We start from the raw sequence: 18668 nt of genomic DNA, 5'->3' as shown, positions 1-18668 counted from the left end.
CGCCCGGAGAGATCCGGGCGCCCCCTTTCGCGTAGGAGGGATGTCAGCGGGCCTTCGGACCGCCGCGCGGCATCCGCATGCCCTTCGGCATCGGACCCTTGGGAAGCGGCATGTTGCTCATCAGGTCGCCCATCGCCCGCAGCCGGTCGTTGGTCGCGGTGACCTGCGGGCCGGTGAGGACACGCGGCAGCTTCAGCATCGTCGTGCGGAGCTTCTTGAGCTCCACCTGGCCCTCGCCGGTGCCCACGAGAATGTCGTGCACCGGAACGTCCGCGACGATCCGCGCCATCTTCTTCTTCTCGGCGGCCAGCAGGCTCTTCACCCGGTTCGGGTTGCCCTCGGCGACCAGCACGATGCCGGCCTTGCCGACGGCCCGGTGCACCACGTCCTGGCTTCGGTTCATCGCCACCGCGGGGGTCGTGGTCCAGCCTCGGCCGACGTTGTCGAGAACGGCCGCGGCAGCGCCCGGCTGTCCCTCCATCTGCCCGAAGGCGGCGCGCTCGGCCCTGCGCCCGAAGACGATCGCCGTCGCGAGGAAGGCGAGCAGGAGGCCGAGAATGCCGAGATAGACCGGGTGGCCGATCAAGAAGCCGATCGCGAGGAAGACACCGAGGGTGAGAATTCCGACAGCCGCGAGTACAAGACCGATCTTGGAGTCGGCCTTGCGGGTCATCTTGTAAGTCAGGGCGATCTGCTTGAGTCGCCCGGGTTCAGCAGCGTCCGCTGCGGTTTCCTTCCTCGCCATGTCACGAAGTCTACGTGGCCCGGGAGGCGCCGACGACGGCAGTACTGGGGGAGCGGCCCGCGGTACCGGGGGGAGCGGCGCTCACGAACGCGTCGCGACCGATTCCAGCACGCGCTGCGCCTCGACCCTGTCCTTGGCACGGCGGCGGTCCTCCAGGACGGAGGTCCAGGCATTGCGGCGGGCGGTGCGCTGGCCGCTGCTCATGAGCAGCGACTCGACGGCACGGAGTGCATCGGTGAACGACGGGATGGCGGTAGCGCGTACGGGCGCGGCCTGCATGATGGAGGTCCCCCCTCGGGATCGGCGGCTCGGGATGGGGCTGTACGTGGAGTAAGACCAGGGTCACTGATTGGTGTTACCAGGGCGTGACCGACCGGTCAAACACCAATGAAACCTTGATGCGGCGGAGGCGCACGTCGATGTGCTCCAAACGGCGTCCCCATCTGCGGGGACGCTGGGACCGCGTCGAACGAGCCGAAGTGAGGAGGGAGTTGCTTGTGCGCCGATTCACACGAAAGCGGTGGCACTCAGTGCCACCGCTTTCGTTGTCCGGCGTGTCGGACCGCCTCGGTCCTGCGACGCCTGGGACCGGTCGTACGCCGTCTCAGACGGCCTGCGAGGCGACGTATGCGCCCCGCTTCTCGACGGCCATCTGGTAGAGCCGCCCGGCGCGGTACGAGGAGCGGACCAGCGGGCCCGACATGACGCCGGAGAAGCCGATCTCCTCGGCCTCCTCCTTCAGCTCCACGAACTCGTGCGGCTTGACCCAGCGCTCCACGGGGTGGTGGCGCACGGAGGGACGCAGGTACTGGGTGATCGTGATGAGCTCGCAGCCCGCCTCGTGCAGCTGCTGGAGCGCCTCGCTGATCTCCTCGCGGGTCTCGCCCATGCCGAGGATCAGGTTCGACTTCGTGACCAGACCGTAGTCCCGGGCCTCGGTGATGACCTTGAGCGAGCGCTCGTAGCGGAAGCCGGGGCGGATGCGCTTGAAGATCCGCGGGACCGTCTCGACGTTGTGCGCGAAGACCTCGGGGCGCGAGGAGAAGACCTCGGCGAGCTGGTCGGGCTCCGCGTTGAAGTCCGGCGCGAGCAGCTCGACCTTGGTGCGGCCCGCCTCGCGGCCCGCCGTCTGGGCGTGGATCTGGCGGACCGTCTCCGCGTACAGCCAGGCGCCGCCATCCTCCAGGTCGTCGCGGGCGACGCCGGTGATGGTGGCGTAGTTGAGGTCCATGGTGACCACGGACTCGCCCACACGCCGCGGCTCGTCACGGTCGAGTGCCTCGGGCTTGCCGGTGTCGATCTGGCAGAAGTCGCAGCGCCTCGTGCACTGGTCGCCGCCGATCAGGAACGTGGCCTCGCGGTCTTCCCAGCACTCGTAGATGTTGGGACAGCCCGCCTCCTGGCAGACCGTGTGCAGACCCTCGCTCTTCACGAGGCTCTGCATCTTCGTGTACTCGGGGCCCATTTTCGCCCGGGTCTTGATCCACTCGGGCTTGCGCTCGATGGGGGTCTGGCTGTTCCGGACCTCCAGGCGCAGCATCTTGCGTCCGTCGGGTGCGACTGCGGACACATCGGCTCCCTGTAACTTCGATTCTTCGGCGTACACCAGGGTACGCCCGTGCGGTACTCGGTCCCCGGGGTGGGCAACCTTGGGGAGCGGGGGTGCATTCCCACGGTTTCTGCGCGGGAGCGGAAACCTACGCCGAGGCTCGTTCCACCACCCGTGGCCTCGGATCCGCGTTCTCCAGAACATCGCGAAGATGCCGCTCGGCCACCGGCAGGACGTCCGCGATCGTCACGTCGCGGCCCACCTCGTTGGCGATCGACGTGACACCCGCGTCGCGGATACCGCACGGGATGATGCGGTCGAACCAGGCGTTGTCCGGGTTCACGTTCAGTGCGAAGCCGTGCATCGTGACGCCCTTGGCGACACGAATGCCGATCGCGGCGATCTTGCGGTCCTCGCGCCGCTGACCCGCGTTGGACGGGGCATACTCCGGACCGTTGAGCCGTGGGTCGAACTCCTCGTCCTGGAGACGGAGGTCGAAGTCGAGGGACAGACCCCCCAGCGACGGCCGCTGCTCGACCGGGTCGCCGAGCACCCAGACGCCGCTGCGGCCCTCGACACGGGTGGTCTCCAGGCCGAACTCCGCACACGTACGGATAAGTGCCTCCTCCAGGCGGCGTACATGTGCTACCACGTCCACCGGGCGGGGCAGCTTCTGGATCGGGTAGCCCACCAGCTGGCCCGGGCCGTGCCAGGTGATCTTGCCGCCGCGGTCCACGTCGATGACGGGCGTGCCGTCGAGGGGCCGCTCGTTGTCCGCCGTGCGCCGGCCCGCCGTATAGACCGGCGGGTGCTCAAGGAGCAGACAGGTGTCGGGAACCTCGTCCAGGAAACGGGCGGCATGCACACGACGCTGCTCGTCCCACGCCTCCTGGTAGTCGACGGCCTCGGCACCGAATCCCATGCGGACGAACCGCAACTCACTCACGGCAAGCGCCTCCCTAGAAGCTTCGTCGAGCACACGGCAGTGCCCGTGCGGGGCACGCGAAAGAAGCTTTCGCCCTGGTACCTGGGGACCCTTCGTCAGGTACGTAGCGCGCCCACGCCACTGTACGTCCGGCCGATGACCGTCAGCTCTGGGGCCAATCCTCACACGATCGGATGAATGAAGGTCGAAGTGTGCGATGAGGTGCTTACGCTCCGCTACATTCGCGCCGTTCACGAGGCCATAAGGGCTGCTCACAGGCAATCCGGGCACCGAGCGGCTTCGGGGAGGTGCACGTCGCCCCACGAAGCGGGACGCACTCACACCTCCCCGAGGCCGCTCGGGGACCCGAAAGGCAGGAGACCGCACCGCAGATGACGGAACGACCCGCGCAGCGCACCCCCAACCGCCAGCTCGCCGCGCTCATCGCAGAAGCGGGGTTCTCCAACGCAGGTCTCGCCCGTCGCGTGGACCAGCTCGGCCTCGAACACGGACTCGACCTGAGATACGACAAGACATCGGTGACGCGGTGGCTGCGCGGGCAGCAGCCACGCGGGACCACGCCCGCGCTCATCGCCGAGGTGTTCACCCGACGCCTCGGCCGCCGGCTCAGCGCGCAGGACCTGGGGCTCGACGCGTGCGCCCCGGTGTACGCCGGTCTGGAGTTCGCCGCCACGCCCGAAGAGGCCGTCGACATCGTCAGCGGGCTGTGGCGCAAGGACTCCGGCAGCCACGCCGAACTGCGCAAGATCGCCTTCACCCCTGCGGGGCTCGTCGTCCCGAGCCGGGACTGGCTGATCGGGCGGGCCGACGACCGGGTCGGCCGCGGCGACCCGGGGTCCTCGCGCATCCCCGCGCAGGGACGCCCCGCCGTGCCCCGGCAGCGCAGCCAGACCGAGCGCGGCCCCGGCCAGAAGGTCACCGGCGGCGACATCGCCGCGCTGCGCTCGGTCGGCGAACTCTTCCGCGCCCTCGACCACGCCTACGGCGGCGGCCACGCCCGCCAGGCCCTGGTCCGCTATCTGGAGCACGAGGCCGAGCCGATGCTGCGCGGAGCGTACGGGGAGCAGACCGGGCGGCGCCTGTTCGCCGCCGCCGCCGACCTCACCCGGCTCGCCGGCTGGACCTCGTACGACATCGCCGCGCACGGACTCGCGCAGCGGTACTTCGTCCAGGCGCTGCGGCTCTCGCAGGCGGCCGGGGACCGGGCATACGGCGCCTATGTGCTGGTGACGATGAGCCGCCAGGCCGTCTACCTGGGCCACGGACGCGAGGCCGTGCAGCTGGCGCGGGTCGCCCAGCAGGGCGTCGGATCGGCGGCGCCGCCCGTGGTGCAGGCGTTGCTGCACTCCGTCGAGGCACGCGGGCACGGGGTGCTGGGAGAAGTGCGGGCCTGCACGGCATCCCTCGTCCGCGCCGAACGCGCGCTGGAGGCTTCCCGGTCCGGCGACGAAGTCCCCTACTGGGCGCGGTTCTTCGACGAGGCGCAGCTCGCCGACGAGTTCGGGCACTGCCACCGGGACCTGTCGCAGTTCCGGGCCGCGGCGCAGCACGCCGAGCGCTCGCTGCAACTGCGGGCGCCCGGCTACGCGCGCAGCCGGCTGTTCTGCCGCATGGTGCTCGCCTCGGCACGGCTCGGGCTCGGGGAGCTCGACCAGGCCTGCCAGTTGGCGGCGGAGGCCGCCGGACAGGCGGTGGAGATGCGGTCGGTGCGGGCCATCGAGTACGTACGGGACTTCGAGCGCCGTCTGGAGCCCTACAAGGACGCGGCGCCCGTTCGCGGATACCGGGACAAGGTGACGGCGCTGGCCTGAGGCCGGGGCGGCTCAGGCCGCGGCGGGCTCCAAGGGTTCCTCCAACGGGGTCGGCCGGGCGCCCAAGTCCATGAGCAGGGCATGGGCGGCCCGGCGGGCCGAATGGAGCGCCCCCTGGAGGGTGCTGGTGTCCCGGTGGTCGCCGCACACGTACAGGCCCGCCAGCAGCCGTACCGGGCGGCGCAGGTCGTGCGGCGGCGGCATCGCCGGGACCGCCTCCGGCTCGTGGTGGACGGCGAGGAGTTCCCAGCGGGCGGTCGACGTCCCGTAGAGGCGGGCCAGTTGGGCGCGGACCGTCGCGTCCAGGTGGGCCGCGGCCGGTGGCATGCCCAGCACGGTCGAGGAGATGAGGACGCGGCCCGCGGGGGCCCGCGTGGGGTCGACCTGGCTGATGACCGCGGTGTGCGACACCGGGCCGCTCCGGTCGGCGTCCAGGAGCAGGGCCGGGTCGGTGAGCGGGGGCTCGTCCGTGGTGTGGTGCAGGACCGTCACCGGGTGGAAGGCGGGAACGCGCAGCCCCGGCAACAGCTCGGCGGCGGCGCGGGCTCCGGTCGCGAGGAGGATGGCACGACAGGTGAGTTCGCCGTGGTCCTTCGTCGTCACGGCGGTCGTGGAGACCGCGGTGACCTGGACGCCCGTATGGACCGTGCCCGACGGCAGTTCCGCCGCGAGAAGCTCGGGGAGGGTGTCCGCACCGCTCTCCGGCAGACACAGGCGGCCCGTCGCGAAGGAGTGCAGCGCGAGGTCCGCGCAACGGCTCGACGTCTGCAGCGTCGGATCGCACAGCAGCGCGGCGAGCAGGGGGCGCAGGAAACCGTCGACCGTGCGGGCCGGGAGGCCTCGAGTGGTCAACGCCTGCGCTGCGGTGCGGTCCGGGTGTGCGAGGAGGCGGTCCGGTGGCGTGGTGGCGAGGCGGGCCAAGGAGGTGGCGAGACGCGACTGGTCGAGCGGGCCGCCGAGGGGGCCGGGGCGTGGCGTTCCACGCTGGGGGCGGGCCAGCGGAAGGCGGGGGGCGCTCGCGAGGGCGCGCGCGGTGGTGAGTGCGCCCCTTGCGCTCCGGGCGGTGGTGGGGGCGGCGGCGCGGTGGTGGTGCCCGTCGCTGTGGAGCAGGACGCCGGGGGAGAACGTGCGCAGCGTCAGGGCGTTCAGAACCGGGGTGCGGCGCAGTTCGGGATACGAGGTGGACAGGAGCCGCCCCACTCGGTCCAGCCGGAAGCCGTCGACCTTCTCCGTGGACATGCGGCCGCCGACGTTCGGGGCGGCTTCCAGGACGGTGGTGGTGAGACCCGCCCTGGTCAGATGCAGGGCGGCCGTGAGGCCGGCTACTCCGGCTCCCACGATGACGACGTCCACGTCTTCCGCGATCTCCGCGATGTCCGCGGCTTGGCGTGCGGGCTCTAGCACGTGCCCCTCCTCGAGGTTGCGCGGCCGGTGGGGACGTCATGCCCCCAACAAGCGTCTGGGATACCCGAGTTCGGGGTCGAGGGTGTGGGAGCTCGGCGGCGGAGGGAAGTCGCGTGGCGGGCGTGCACGGGCGCATGGGGGGTGCATGTACTTGTCCGGCGGGGGGTTGGGGATGGGTTTTTCGCCCCCTCCGCCGCTGCCCATTCCCGTACCAGTCTTTCGGCTGCGGACCGGTGGGGGCTTGTCGCGCGGTTCCCCGCGCCCCTGAAAGGGGCGCGGGGAACCGCGCGGTCTTTGGGCGGGGGTCTGGGGGCGCAGCCCCCAGGTACGGGACGGGCAGGGGCGGAGGGGGCGAAGGAACCTCTCAGCCCAAGGCCGCCCGCAACGCCCCCTCGATCGACGGGAACGCGAAGGTGAAGCCCGACTCCAGGAGACGGGTGGGCAGGACGCGCTGGCTGCCGAGGATGTCGCCGGCCATGTCGCCGAGGGCGAGGCGGAGAAGCGGGGCCGGCGTGGCGAAGACGGTGGGGCGGTGGAGGACGCGCCCCATCGCATCGGTGATCTCACGGTTGGTCAGGGGATCGGGGGCCGTCACGTTCACCGGGCCCGACAACGTCTCCGTGTCGATGACGTGCCGAATCGCGGCCACTTCGTCATGGAGGGAAACGAAGCTCCAGTACTGGCGACCGTCCCCCATCCGCCCGCCGACTCCCGCCTTGAAGAGCGGAAAGAGCTTCCCCCAGGCCCCACCCTTGCCGGCGACCACCAGCCCCGTACGGGCGAAGACGGTGCGAATGCCCGCCTCCTGGGCCGCACCCGTGGCCTTCTCCCACTCCACACACAAGGAGGGCAGGAACCCGTCCCCGGGCGGGGCGGACTCGTCCACCGCCCGCTCACCCGTATCGCCGTAGAAGCCGATCGCACTCCCGTTCACGAACACCCGCGGCGGCTCGTCCAGCGACGCCACCGCCGCGGCGAGCGTCGCCGTCCCCAGCACCCGGCTGTCCCGGATCGTCCGCTTGTACGCCTCCGTCCAGCGCCGCGAAGCAACTCCCGCCCCCGCGAGATTGACCACCGCGGCGCAACCGACGAGCCCCGCCGCGTCGATCCGCTGCGCCTCCGGATCCCACTGGACCTCGTTCTTCGTGCGGGGCGCACGGCGCACGAGACGGACCACCTCGTGGCCGTCCGAGCCCAGAGAGCGCGCCAGCGCCGAGCCGATCATGCCGGACGCACCGGCGATCGCGATGCGGGAACCGGGGGGAAGGGATGAGTCGCTCATGGGTCCATCCTGCCCGGGCGGCCGGGAAATTCGCGGGACGGGTACCCGTACGGCCGCCGTACAGTGATCCGCATGCCAGCTCCGTACATACGCACCGCCACCCTCGACGACGAGGACGCGCTCGGCCGGCTCGACCGCGACACCTGGTCCCCGCTGCACGCCGTCATGCCACGCCCCCGGCCGCCGTACGAGCCCTTCTACAGCGATCGGTTCGGCCCGCGGGACCATCTCGTCGCCGAGATCGACAACACGGTGGTCGGCTACATCCGGTTGGGATTCCCGACCCCCCTCGCCTCCAACGCCCATGTGCGCCAGATCCAGGGACTCGCCGTCGCCGACGAGGCGCGCGGCGCCGGGGTCGGACGCGCGCTGCTGCGTGCCGTACAGGACGAGGCCCGCCGACAGGGCGCCCGGCGCATCACGCTGCGCGTCCTCGGGCACAACACCCCGGCACGCAAGCTGTACGAGTCCGAGGGGTTCGTGGTGGAGGGGATCCTGCCCGAGGAGTTCCTGCTCGAGGGCGAGTACGTGGATGACGTACTCATGGGGCACTCGCTCTGATCAGCCCGCACGTCGTGGAACCGATCGATCCGCGCGTGCTGTGCGGGCGTCTGTCGCGGAGCTCGGTCAGCCCTCGCCGTTGGAGAGCAACGGGTCCATTCCGTTCGCGCGTGCTGTGCGGGCGTCTGTCGCGGAGCCCGGTCAGCCATCGCCGTTGGAGAGCAACGGGTCCATTCCGCCCATGAGCTGACGCAGGCAGCGGACCGCCAGCTCGGCGGGCGAGCCCGGGCCCTCGACGGCCGCGTCCGTCTCCGCCCAGGTCTCCAGGGCGACCCGGATCGCGTCCGTGGCCGCCGCCGCGGCCAGGCGCGCCCGCAAAGGGTCCGCGTCGGCGCCGGCCAGCCGGGCGACCACCGGGATCAGGCGCTCCTCCGACTCCTGGTTCACCCGGTACCAGACGGCCCGCAGCGCCGGATCGTCCTGAGCCGCCCGCAGCAGCGCGCGGGTCTGGTGCAGGCCCTCAGCCGCGTGCTCGTCCGGGGCGGACAGCGCCTCCTCGATCGCCTTCTCCAGCGCCTGGGGCCAATCTGCGCCCGGCTCCGTCGCCGCGAGCAGGGCGCGCCAGCGGTCGCCCCCGGCGGCGAGCAGCGGGCCCACGGCGTCCTGCTTGTTGCGGAAGTAGCGGTAGAAGGTGCGCAGCGCGACCCCGGCGCGGCGGGCGATGTCCTCCGCCGTGGTGCCGTCCGGTCCGTACTCCGTGAAGAGTTCCGCGGCGGCGCGCGCGATGTCGAGCTGGGTCGCCGCCTTGCGACGCTCGGTCAGGGAGAGGGCGGGGGGTTCGGGCGCGCGGGACGGCTGGCGGGTCACGGGAGAAAGCGTACGCCCGAGAAGTATGCGGGGGCATGTTTCGCCATAATGGCAAAATGTGTCACATCGGCGTACGGCGTAGGCGCATCGAGCAGGTCGCCGTCGAGAGAAACCCGCGCCGACCGCTCAGAGAGCCGGTGAGGCGCCGGGCGTGCGCCGGAACGACGCGCGAGTGCGCCGCAACGCCGCCGTGAGAGCGCCGGTACGGCGCCGGGAAGACTGGGAGACCCACCGTGAACCGCTATGCAGGACGTCGCGTGCTCGTCACCGGAGGCGGCTCCGGAATCGGCCAGGACACCGTGGAGCGCATACTGGCGGAGGGCGGCCGTGTCGTCGCCGCCGATGTCAGCGAGGCCGGTGCAGAGCCTCGGGCCGGGGCTGCCGGAGGACACCGACTAAAGCCTGTTCGGCAAGCCGGCGCCGGCGCTCGGGGAGGGCTTCGCGGGCCCCGAGGCCGTCGCCGGCGTCGTCGCGATGCTCGCCTCGGAGGACGGCCGGTTCATCACCGGCACCGAGGTCCGTGTCGACGGCGGCACCCACTTCTGAGCCAGGGGCTCAGGAGGTGACGAGGTCGCCCGTGTCGACCGGTGCGGTGGCGTTCGCAGCCCGCCGGGCGTCGCCCGCGACCTCGTCCGCCGTCAGGACGTAACCCGTCTCGTCGTCCGAGGTCGAGCGGGCGAAGACGACGCCGTACACCTTGCCGTCGGTGGTGAGGAGGGGGCCGCCCGAGTTGCCGGGGCGGACGGTGGAGCGGATCGAGTAGATCTCGCGGGTCACGGTGTCCGTGTTGTAGATGTTCTGGCCGGTCGCGTCGATGCGGCTCGCGACGGTGGCTGCCTGGAGGTCGAGGCCACCGTCCTGCGGGTATCCGGCCACGACCGCCGAGTCGCCGCGCGAGGCGCTGTCGTCGAAGCCGAGGACGGGCGCCCGCAGACCCGGGACGTACAGGACCGCGACGTCCTTCTGCGCGTCGAAGAGCACGACCCTGGCCTCGTACGAGCGGCCCACGCCGCCCACGCGTACGGTCGGCCGGTCGATGCCCGCCACGACGTGGGCGTTGGTCATCACGTGCTCGGACGTGTAGACAAAACCGCTGCCCTCACGTCCCTGGTTGCCCGAGACGCCCTCGACCTTCACCGTGCTCAGCTTGGCGGCGTTCGTCGCGCTCGCCGTGACACTGTCCCCGGAGGGCTTCGCGACGCCCGCCGTCGGCTCGTTCTCGAACGGGTTGAAGACCTGAGGGAAACCCGCCTCCGTGAGCGCGGAGGTCGCGCGGGAGAACCAGGTGGGTGTGGTCTCCGGCATCGCGTTCTGCACGGCGCCCAGCAGCGCGGAGCTGCGGATCGACTGCGTCACCACGGTCGACGACGACGCGCCCAGGACGCTGGCGGCCACCCAGGCCACCAGCAGCACGGCCACCGTGTTCGCCGCGGCCCCGCCGATTCCGTCGGCCACCCGCAGCGGCCCCCGGTCCAGCTCGCGGCGCAGCTTCAGAGCCAGCCGTCCCGCCAGCTCGTGGCCCACCACCGCGGGCACCAGCACCGTGAGTACGGCCGTCACCGTCGCCGCCGTGGTCCCCGCCGTGACCAGGTCCATCATCCACGGCAGCACCCATACGCCGATGACGGCGCCGCCCACGAAACCCGCCAGCGAGACACAGCCGGCGACCAGGCCGCGGCGGTAGCCCGACGCCGCGTAGACCAGGATCACCAGCATCAGCAGGAGGTCGAGCACGTCCACGGAGCCGCCTTTCTCTCGGGCCCCTTAGTACGCGCGGGGCGGGCCCAGTGATCAGGCACGCGCGCGTGGCTCCGCGAAAACGGCCACACGTGCGTGGACCTGTAGAAACGTCCCGGACCCGGACGATGGTTCCACCGGGTGGCACAGCACACATCGCGGAGGGAGCGGATCCGGGCCAGGGTGGGTCCATGCGTGTCTTCCGGAAGACGCGGGGGGCACAAAGCCGGGGTGCGGGACGAGTGTCGCGAGGGGCGCGACGCGGGCTCCGGGTGCGTGATTTTCGTGAGGCTCGTGGGCTTCGTGGGGCTTGGGTGCCGTGGGGTGTACGGCGGTCGCGGACGGGGCGGCCGCGGGTTTCGTGGCAGGCGCGGGTGCCGTGGTCCTGGCGAACCGTGCGAGGGACGCGCGCGTCGTGGCCTGCGCGGCTGTCACGGGAGGCGCGGGCGATCCTGTCGGGGCGGGCCCTGCGATCGGCACGGTTCCCGTGGGGCGAGCGGATGCCGCGGGCGGTCCGTGTGGCGCTGGGCTGCGTGCCCGGGCTCGTCGCCGCGCTCGCACTGGTGATGTGCGCGGTCGGAGTGGACCGTACGGTGGCCCGACCCGACCGGCCGCCGGTCGCCGCGCGGCCCGCCGCGGCCGCACACCCGGCGGCCCGGCCGGCCATAGTGCCGCGGACGCGATGGCTTGACGCCGCGAGCGCGCACGCGCAGCCGCCGCCTCGCTACGACGACCGGGTCGTCGCGATCTTCGTCCACCACACCGACTCGCCCAACGGGTACGACTGTGCCGACACGCCCCGCATCATCCGCTACCTCTATGCCGGCCAGACCGATGCCCGGAACTGGGACGACATCGGCTACAACTTCCTCGTCGACCACTGCGGGACGATCTACGAGGGCCGCGCCGGCGGCGTCGACCGGCCCGTCACCGGGGCGCACGCGCAGGGCTTCAACCATCGGACCGCCGGGGTCGCGGCGATCGGGACGTTCACGGCGGGGACGCCGGTGCCGCGGGCGATGACCGAGGCGATCGCTGCGCTTGCGGCGTGGAAGCTCGGGTTGTCCGGGGTCGATCCGCGGGCGACGGTGCGGTTGGTGTCCAGCAACAGTCTCAGTCGCTTCCATGCGGGGGCCGATGCCGTGTTGCCCACCGTGACGGGCCACAACGAGGCGTTCATGACCAGCTGCCCCGGTGCGGCGCTGGCGGCCCGCCTCCCCGAGATACGGGACCGGGCGGCCCGCCTGCAGGGCCGGTGAGTTTCTTCGCCCCCGCCGCCCCTGCAGGGCCGGAGCTCCCCGATCACCGCGAGCTGCTCCGGCGACACCCCGGCGGCCAGGGTGATCGGCGTGTGCTGCGCGCTCTCGTAACGGCAGCGCGTCCGCGCGGCCACCGCCTTGATGACCAACTCCCTGATGGCGGTGGGGAGCTGAGTCTGTCCGAGTACGGCGAAGCCGAGGTCGACGACCGGGCCGGTCAGGTCCGGGGCGTGGGAGAGCATCCGGAAGGCGTTCAGGGCCACAGGCAGCCGCGCCACGGCGTCCGCGGGCCGGTCGGGGCAGGGGATACGGGCCACGGGAACCTCACAGGGTCGGGATCCCCGACCCCAGGCCCTGTCGTCCCCCGCCTGCCTCGCGACGCCGGCGGGCAGCCACAGCCGCACCGCAGGTGGCTCACAGACTCCCCAGAGCCGTGCGTCCTACGGTCGGCGTACGCACCGACCGGAGGTGGGGATCATGAGGAGCAGTCGGATGGAAACCACGGAGAAGACGGCCGGTCGGGCACAGACCGCGCGCAGCCCCTGGACGGTTCTCTGCGCGGTGGCGACGGTCGTCCTGGGCCCGGCGGCGGTCACGGCATCCGCCTTGGACCAGGCCAACGCGGCACCGCTGTACCACTCCGTGCGGGCCGACCGGACGCAGGCGTACATCCCCGCGGACGTCGGCCGCCGACGCCCAGCGGCATGAACCCTGGCATGAGCCGTGGCGCGGATCGGCAACTCCGCTGCCGCATCAGCCCTTGAACCGCTCCCACAGCTTGGGGTAGCGCTCCGCGACGACCGACTCGTTCTCGAGGTCGAGCGCCGTGCCCTGGGGCTCCGCGGTCGCCGGCGGGATGCCCAGGTCGGGGGCGACGACGCCGGTGAGCTGCTCGTACGCCTCGTCCGCCGCGTACCCCAGCTCCTCGCCGTCGCCGTCGATCTCCTCGTCGAAGTCCTCCAGGAGGTCGGCGAGCGAGTCCGGGTCGTGCACAGCGCCTTCGAAGACCTCCCGGCCCTGGCCGATCAGCCAGCACCGGAAGAAGTCGAACGCGTCGTCGCTGGCGCCGTCGAGCAGCACCCAGGCCGCGCCCCACAGATCCCAGCGGTACGCGCGGTTGTAGCGGGCCTCGAAGTGCCGGGCGAAGTCGAGGACCGCGTCCGGGTCCAGCTGGACGAGCCGCTCGACGAGCAGGTCGGCCTGTTCCTCGGGGTCGCCCTCGGCGGCCTCGCGGGTCGTGTCCACCAGCTCCCAGAACTCCGTCTCGTCCATCACGGGTCAAGCATCGGGCCTGGACGGGAGGGACGCACGTGGAGTGGCGCAGATTGTTATGCGTGCACATGCCGAAGGTAAAACCACCGGGTTCGTACGCATTCAAGGGTGCGGTCACTCGGCCCCGACGCCACGGTCACCCAAGTTCAAGCGCACCGTCACCGCGTACAGCGTCGCCAGCCGGACCGCGTCCCGCGCGAAGCGGCCGCGGAGCGTCTCCGGGGCGAGTACCTCCACCTCCGGACCGAGCGCCGTGAGCTGCGTTTGGGGACCTCCTCGGACTCGACGGGAAGCGTGACGGTCACCAAGCCCCTACGGTCGGGGGCACCGGGCGCGTCCAGGGCCTCCCGCGCGGACGTCGGATCAACGATGTCCGGCAGCCGTCGCCCGCCGTGGGGGCACAGCCGTACGGCGACCTCCGCCCGCAGGATGGACCGCGCGAACTGCTCGGCCTGCTCTGCCCAGAAACGGGCCGAGCCTCTCCGCACAAGAGCTGGCGGGCAGCGCGCATGGGTTCGTGATGCAGGGCACCACTGACAACGAAGAGACGTGCGAACGACGGCGAAGGGGCGCGCAACACGGCGGAGGGGCACGGCGACTGCCGTGCCCCTCCGAACCGAACGTCAGCTCACCGAGCTCCTACAGCCCGTAGCGCTCCCGCGCTTCCTTCACCGCCGACGCCTGGACCTCACCGCGGCGGGCGAGCTGCGCCAGCGCCGCGACGACGATCGACTGGGCATCCACGCCGAAGTGACGACGGGCCGCCTCGCGGGTGTCGGACAGACCGAAGCCGTCGGCACCGAGCGAGGAGTAGTCCTGCTCGACCCACTGCGCGATCTGGTCCGGGACCTGGCGCATGTAGTCGGAGACCGCGAGGACCGGGCCCTCGGCGCCGTGCAGCGCCTGGCGGACGAACGGCACCCGCTCCTCGCCACGCAGCAGGGCCGCGTCGGCCTCCAGCGCGTCGCGCCGCAGCTCGGTCCAGGAGGTCGCGGACCACACGTCGGCGGCCACGCCCCACTCCTCGGCGAGCAGCTTCTGTGCCGCGAGGGTCCAGTGGATCGCCGTACCGGAGCCGATGAGCTGGATGCGCGCGGCGTTGGCCACGGGCGAAAGCCCCGCCGACTCGGCCGTGTTGAAGCGGTACAGGCCCTTGACGATGCCCTGGTCGATACCGAGGCCGGCCGGCTTGGCGGGCTGCGGCATCGGCTCGTTGTAGACCGTCAGGTAGTAGAAGACGTTCGGGTCCTCGCCCGGGGCCGCCTCGCCGTACATACGGCGCAGACCGTCCTTGACGATCGTCGCGATCTCGTACGCGAACGCCGGGTCGTAGGACAGTGCGGCCGGGTTGGTCGCGGCGATGACCGGGGAGTGGCCGTCGGCGTGCTGGAGGCCCTCGCCCGTCAGCGTCGTACGACCGGCGGTGGCGCCGACCAGGAAGCCGCGGCCGAGCTGGTCGCCGAGCTGCCACATCTGGTCGGCCGTGCGCTGCCAGCCGAACATCGAGTAGAAGATGTAGAACGGGATCATCGCTTCGCCGTGCGTGGCGTACGCGGTGGACGCGGCGATGAAGTCGGCCATGGAGCCGGCCTCGGTGATCCCCTCGTTGAGGATCTGGCCGTCCTTGGCCTCCTTGTAGTACATCAGCTGGTCGCGGTCGACCGGCTCGTACGTCTGGCCCTTGGGCGAGTAGATGCCGAGGGAGGGGAAGAGGCTCTCCATGCCGAAGGTGCGCGCCTCGTCGGGGACGATCGGCACCCAGCGCCTGCCGGTCTGCTTGTCGCGGACCAGGTCCTTCACCAGGCGGACGAAGGCCATCGTCGTCGCCACGTTCTGTGAGCCGGAGCCCTTGTCGAACGACGCGAACGTCTTGTCGGCCGGGGCGGGCAGCGGAGCGAGGGCGTGCGTACGGCGGGCCGGAGCCGGGCCGCCGAGGGCCGCGCGGCGCTCCTGGAGGTAACGGACCTCGGGGGCGTCGGCACCCGGGTGGCCGTAAGGAACGACACCGTCGGCGAACCGGCTGTCGGAGATGGGCAGTTCGAGCAGGTCACGCATCTGCTTGAACTCGTCCACCGTCAGCTTCTTCATCTGGTGGTTGGCGTTCTTGGACGCGAAGCCCTGGCCGAGTGTGAAGCCCTTGACCGTCTGGGCCAGGATGACCGTCGGCGCGCCCTTGTGCTCGACGGCCGCCTTGTAGGCCGCGTACACCTTGCGGGACTCGTGACCACCGCGGGAGAGGTGGAAGCACTCGAGGATCTTGTCGTCGCTGAGCAGCTTCGCCATCTCGACGAGCGCCGGGTCGGCGCCGAAGAAGTCCTGGCGGATGTAGGCCGCGTCACGGGTCTGGTACGTCTGTACCTGCGCGTCGGGTACCTGGCGCAGGCGGCGTACGAGCGCGCCGGTGGTGTCGAGCTGGAACAGCTCGTCCCAGGCCGAGCCCCACAGCGACTTGATGACGTTCCAGCCGGCGCCGCGGAACTGGGCCTCCAGCTCCTGCACGATCTTGAAGTTGGCGCGGACCGGGCCGTCGAGGCGCTGCAGGTTGCAGTTGATGACGAAGGTCAGGTTGTCCAGACCCTCACGCGAGGCGAGCGCGAGTGCCGCCGTCGACTCCGGCTCGTCCATCTCGCCGTCACCGAGGAAGGCCCAGACGTGCGACTGCGAGACGTCCTTGATGCCGCGGTTGGTGAGGTAGCGGTTGAAGCGTGCCTGGTAGATGGCCGACAGCGGGCCGAGGCCCATCGAGACGGTCGGGAACTCCCACAGCCAGGGGAGGCGGCGCGGGTGCGGGTACGACGGCAGACCGTTGCCGCCGGACTCCTGGCGGAAGTGGTCGAGGTGCTGCTCGCTGAGCCGGCCGTCGAGGAAGGCGCGGGCGTAGATGCCGGGGGAGGCGTGGCCCTGGATGTAGAGCTGGTCGCCGGACCCGTCGGCCTCCTTGCCCTTGAAGAAGTGGTTGAAGCCGGTCTCGTAGAGCCAGGCGGCGGAGGCGAAGGTGGCGATGTGGCCGCCGACGCCGTATTTGCTGCCGCGGGTCACCATCGCGGCCGCGTTCCAGCGGTTCCACGCGGTGATCTTCCGCTCCATCTCCTCGTCGCCGTCCACGACGGGCTCAGCGGCGGTGGGGATGGTGTTGACGTAGTCCGTCTCGAGCAGCTTGGGCAGCGCGATGCCGTTGCCCTCGGCGCGCTCCAGCGTGCGGCGCATCAGGTACGCGGCACGGTGCGGCCCGGCCGCCTTGGTAACGGCGTCCAGGGAGGCCTGCCATTCGGCGGTCTCCTCGGGGTCGCGGTCCGGGAGCTGATCGAGCTCGCTCGGCTGGATTGCGGTGGGGTCGGTCATTGCGCCGCCTTCCGGATGCGGAGGGGGGTTCCCTCATCGGTAAGGGGTTTTCGGGGGTGCCCTTGGTCTTTGGCAGGACAGGGCGGCGGGCTCTGGTGGAAGCCCGTCGTGACTCTAACTCCCTGATCGATGATCGATCAAAGGGTTACGGGGCAAAACCTCTTCAGATCGAGAAAGTCGGCACCCGGTGCCTTGAACGCAGGCACCGGGTGCCTTGAAATCGAAGGTTTGTGCAGGTGAGAGCACGCTTGAGCGCGTGACTGCTCCCCTGTGTCAGGGGCGCGGGGCGCATCCGAGCACATGCGCCTTCACCAGGTCGGCGATCAGCGGGTCCCGCCGCCTGAACGCGTCCACGAGGGCCTGGTGCTCCTCCGCGTACGACTGCTGCACGGTCCCGAGCCACCGGATGGAGAGGGCGGTGAACACCTCGATGCCCAGGCCCTCCCATGTGTGCAGCAGCACCGAGTTCCCGGCGGCCCGCACCAGCTCGCGGTGGAAGGCCACGGTGTGCCGCACCTGACCGGTCCCGTCCGCCAGCCGGTCGGCCTCGTACAGGGCCGCGACGTGCGGCTCCAGGGCCGAGCAGTCCTGGGCGAGCCGTTCGGCCGCCAGCTCCGCCGCGATGGCCTCCAGACCGGCTCGTACGGGGTAGCTCTCCTCCAGGTCGGCGGCGGTCAGATTGCGCACCCGTACGCCCTTGTTCGGCGCCGACTCGATCAGCCTCAGCGACTCCAGCTCGCGCAGCGCCTCGCGCACCGGGGTCTGGCTGACCTCCAGCTCCGTGGCGATCCGCCGCTCCACGATCCGCTCGCCCGGCTTCCAGCGCCCGCTGACGATCCCCTCCACGATGTGCTCGCGGATCTGTTCGCGCAGCGAGTGGACGACGGGCGCGGTCATGAGAGCTCCTTCGGCGGGGGCTTGAATCCAATGCTGCGGCCCGAAGGGCCTCGTTGAGGAGTGGTGGTCGGGCGACGGGCGGGACCCAGGGCGTTTGACGTTTAGACAATAAGGCCGCGCCCCCGCCGGTGAGAGGCGCACGGGGGCGCTTTCATGCAGGTGAGACGAGACTTACACGCTGTCAGAGTGCCGGGGGCTGTAAAGACCCGTACCGGGCGGGGCCCGGATGCGTCACGTCCGTGTCACCCCGAGAACCCGCGCGGCCCGCACGATGTGTGGGTCGGCACAGGGGTTCCCGGGAGGGGCGCCCCCGTGACGGCCAGGGGGACGGCATGAGCGGACGGGGACGCAAGCGAGGGGTGCGCTGGGCGATGGCGGCTGTCGTGGCAGGAGCGGTCGTGGGCATGACCGGCTGCGGGCCGACGGACGTGGGAGCGGCGGCGCAGCCGAGCGACGGGCAGTCCACCGGCACCTCGGGCGCCGTGGGTCCGGGCGGTACGGGGCCGGCCGGGCAGCCCGCCGGTCCCGGCGGCGCCTGCGTCTTCGTCAAGCCGGACGGTGCCCAGAAGTTCGGCCACACCGGCTGGGGCTTCCGCATCACGGGCACCGACCGCTGGGAGTACGGCGCCGTCGAGAACCCGACCAACGCGCTCTACACCCCGCCCGGCGGCTACATCGGCGCCTGGCACGCCGAGGGCACGTACGCCCGGATGCTCAGCGAGATGTCCCGCGACGCCGACTACCCCGGCAAGCCGACCCACCCGTACAGCCGTTACCGCTGCACGTCCTCGTCGGCCGGCGACGTCGCCTCGGCCCGCGCCATGATCCGTACGGTCGAGAGCCGCGGCTTCCTCGTCGGTATCGACCCGAAGACCGGCGACCTCGGCTCCCGCGACTGCCTCGACGCCACGTACGACGTTCTCAAGGCGTACCGCACACGGCACTTGACGCCCGCGTACCGGACGGAGATCCCGAACGTGTGGGTGGAGACGCTGGTGCTGTGGACGGACAAGACGCTGAAGCCGCACTGAGCGGTCTCGGGGAAGTGCAGGCACG

General features: G+C 71.3%; 16 protein-coding genes and 4 pseudogenes. 7 read left to right on the top strand and 13 right to left on the bottom strand.

Annotated elements, in window-relative coordinates; translation table 11 throughout:
* Positions 1-43: 43 nt before the first annotated feature.
* The 4 genes from OG390_RS14340 to lipB form a co-directional block, all read right to left on the bottom strand.
* Positions 44-745: a DUF4191 domain-containing protein gene (locus OG390_RS14340; protein ID WP_406168023.1), complete on the bottom strand. Its 702-nt coding sequence runs from the start codon at positions 743-745 to the stop codon at positions 44-46.
* A gap of 81 nt (positions 746-826) precedes the next feature.
* Positions 827-1024, bottom strand: coding sequence for a hypothetical protein (locus tag OG390_RS14335; RefSeq protein ID WP_054229278.1), 198 nt, complete (start codon positions 1022-1024; stop codon positions 827-829).
* Positions 1025-1349: 325 nt separating this feature from the next.
* The gene (gene lipA, locus OG390_RS14330; RefSeq protein WP_399078397.1) at positions 1350-2315 is read right to left on the bottom strand and encodes a lipoyl synthase; all 966 of its coding nucleotides are present in this window, start codon (positions 2313-2315) and stop codon (positions 1350-1352) included.
* 127 nt (positions 2316-2442) lie between these two features.
* Positions 2443-3240, bottom strand: a complete 798-nt coding sequence (lipB, locus tag OG390_RS14325; protein ID WP_406168021.1) for a lipoyl(octanoyl) transferase LipB — start codon at positions 3238-3240, stop codon at positions 2443-2445.
* A 371-nt stretch (positions 3241-3611) separates the two neighbouring features.
* Between lipB and OG390_RS14320 the strand changes: the two genes are divergently transcribed.
* A complete protein-coding gene (locus OG390_RS14320; RefSeq protein WP_406168019.1) occupies positions 3612-5051 on the top strand; it encodes a regulator in 1440 nt (479 codons plus the stop codon).
* 12 nt (positions 5052-5063) lie between these two features.
* Here OG390_RS14320 and OG390_RS14315 read toward each other — a convergent pair whose 3' ends face one another.
* Both OG390_RS14315 and OG390_RS14310 read right to left on the bottom strand, forming a co-directional pair.
* A complete protein-coding gene (locus OG390_RS14315) occupies positions 5064-6455 on the bottom strand; it encodes an FAD-dependent oxidoreductase (RefSeq protein WP_406168017.1) in 1392 nt (463 codons plus the stop codon).
* A gap of 364 nt (positions 6456-6819) precedes the next feature.
* A complete protein-coding gene (locus tag OG390_RS14310) occupies positions 6820-7737 on the bottom strand; it encodes a TIGR01777 family oxidoreductase (RefSeq protein ID WP_406168015.1) in 918 nt (305 codons plus the stop codon).
* Positions 7738-7809: 72 nt separating this feature from the next.
* Between OG390_RS14310 and OG390_RS14305 the strand changes: the two genes are divergently transcribed.
* Positions 7810-8298 carry a GNAT family N-acetyltransferase gene (locus tag OG390_RS14305; RefSeq protein ID WP_399078387.1) on the top strand — a complete coding sequence of 163 codons (489 nt, stop codon included), beginning with the start codon at positions 7810-7812 and terminating at the stop codon, positions 8296-8298.
* 141 nt (positions 8299-8439) lie between these two features.
* Here the strand turns inward: OG390_RS14305 and OG390_RS14300 are convergent, their stop codons facing one another.
* Positions 8440-9105 (bottom strand): TetR/AcrR family transcriptional regulator, encoded by a 666-nt coding sequence (locus tag OG390_RS14300; protein ID WP_406168014.1) that lies wholly within the window; start codon positions 9103-9105, stop codon positions 8440-8442.
* 233 nt (positions 9106-9338) lie between these two features.
* On the opposite strand from OG390_RS14300, the pseudogene OG390_RS14295 reads away from it, so the two are divergent.
* Both OG390_RS14295 and OG390_RS14290 read left to right on the top strand, forming a co-directional pair.
* A pseudogene (locus OG390_RS14295) lies at positions 9339-9419 on the top strand (short-chain dehydrogenase); the annotation flags it as partial.
* 46 nt (positions 9420-9465) lie between these two features.
* Positions 9466-9651, top strand: a pseudogene (locus OG390_RS14290) (SDR family oxidoreductase); the annotation flags it as partial.
* A 9-nt stretch (positions 9652-9660) separates the two neighbouring features.
* Here the strand turns inward: OG390_RS14290 and OG390_RS14285 are convergent.
* Entirely contained in the window at positions 9661-10845 is a 1185-nt protein-coding gene (locus OG390_RS14285) for a MarP family serine protease (RefSeq protein ID WP_406168012.1), read from the bottom strand.
* 497 nt (positions 10846-11342) lie between these two features.
* Here OG390_RS14285 and OG390_RS14280 point away from each other — a divergent pair, with 497 nt between their 5' ends.
* Positions 11343-12101, top strand: coding sequence for a peptidoglycan recognition protein (locus tag OG390_RS14280; protein WP_406168010.1), 759 nt, complete (start codon positions 11343-11345; stop codon positions 12099-12101).
* Between the two features lie 26 nt (positions 12102-12127).
* On the opposite strand, the pseudogene OG390_RS14275 reads toward OG390_RS14280, so the two are convergent.
* Positions 12128-12343: pseudogene (locus OG390_RS14275) on the bottom strand (carboxymuconolactone decarboxylase family protein); the annotation flags it as partial.
* A 235-nt stretch (positions 12344-12578) separates the two neighbouring features.
* On the opposite strand from OG390_RS14275, the gene OG390_RS14270 reads away from it, so the two are divergent.
* Positions 12579-12809 (top strand): hypothetical protein, encoded by a 231-nt coding sequence (locus OG390_RS14270; RefSeq protein WP_406168008.1) that lies wholly within the window; start codon positions 12579-12581, stop codon positions 12807-12809.
* A gap of 45 nt (positions 12810-12854) precedes the next feature.
* On the opposite strand, the gene OG390_RS14265 is transcribed toward OG390_RS14270, so the two are convergent.
* The 4 genes and pseudogenes from OG390_RS14265 to OG390_RS14250 form a co-directional block, all read right to left on the bottom strand.
* Positions 12855-13373: a DUF4240 domain-containing protein gene (locus tag OG390_RS14265; protein WP_406177657.1), complete on the bottom strand. Its 519-nt coding sequence runs from the start codon at positions 13371-13373 to the stop codon at positions 12855-12857.
* A 114-nt stretch (positions 13374-13487) separates the two neighbouring features.
* Positions 13488-13840: pseudogene (locus tag OG390_RS14260) on the bottom strand (WYL domain-containing protein); the annotation flags it as partial.
* Positions 13841-14012: 172 nt separating this feature from the next.
* On the bottom strand, positions 14013-16715 hold the full coding sequence (gene aceE / locus OG390_RS14255; protein ID WP_406168006.1) for a pyruvate dehydrogenase (acetyl-transferring), homodimeric type: 2703 nt from the start codon (positions 16713-16715) through the stop codon (positions 14013-14015).
* Between the two features lie 273 nt (positions 16716-16988).
* Entirely contained in the window at positions 16989-17612 is a 624-nt protein-coding gene (locus OG390_RS14250) for a GntR family transcriptional regulator (protein WP_399078367.1), read from the bottom strand.
* A 332-nt stretch (positions 17613-17944) separates the two neighbouring features.
* Between OG390_RS14250 and OG390_RS14245 the strand changes: the two genes are divergently transcribed.
* The gene (locus tag OG390_RS14245; protein WP_406168004.1) at positions 17945-18643 is read left to right on the top strand and encodes a hypothetical protein; all 699 of its coding nucleotides are present in this window, start codon (positions 17945-17947) and stop codon (positions 18641-18643) included.
* Positions 18644-18668: the final 25 nt, after the last annotated feature.

The organism is Streptomyces sp. NBC_00996 (assembly GCF_045162675.1).
Lineage (GTDB): Bacteria > Actinomycetota > Actinomycetes > Streptomycetales > Streptomycetaceae > Streptomyces.
Note: the sequence above shows the minus strand (reverse complement) of the source record. Positions and strands in the feature narration are given on the sequence as shown.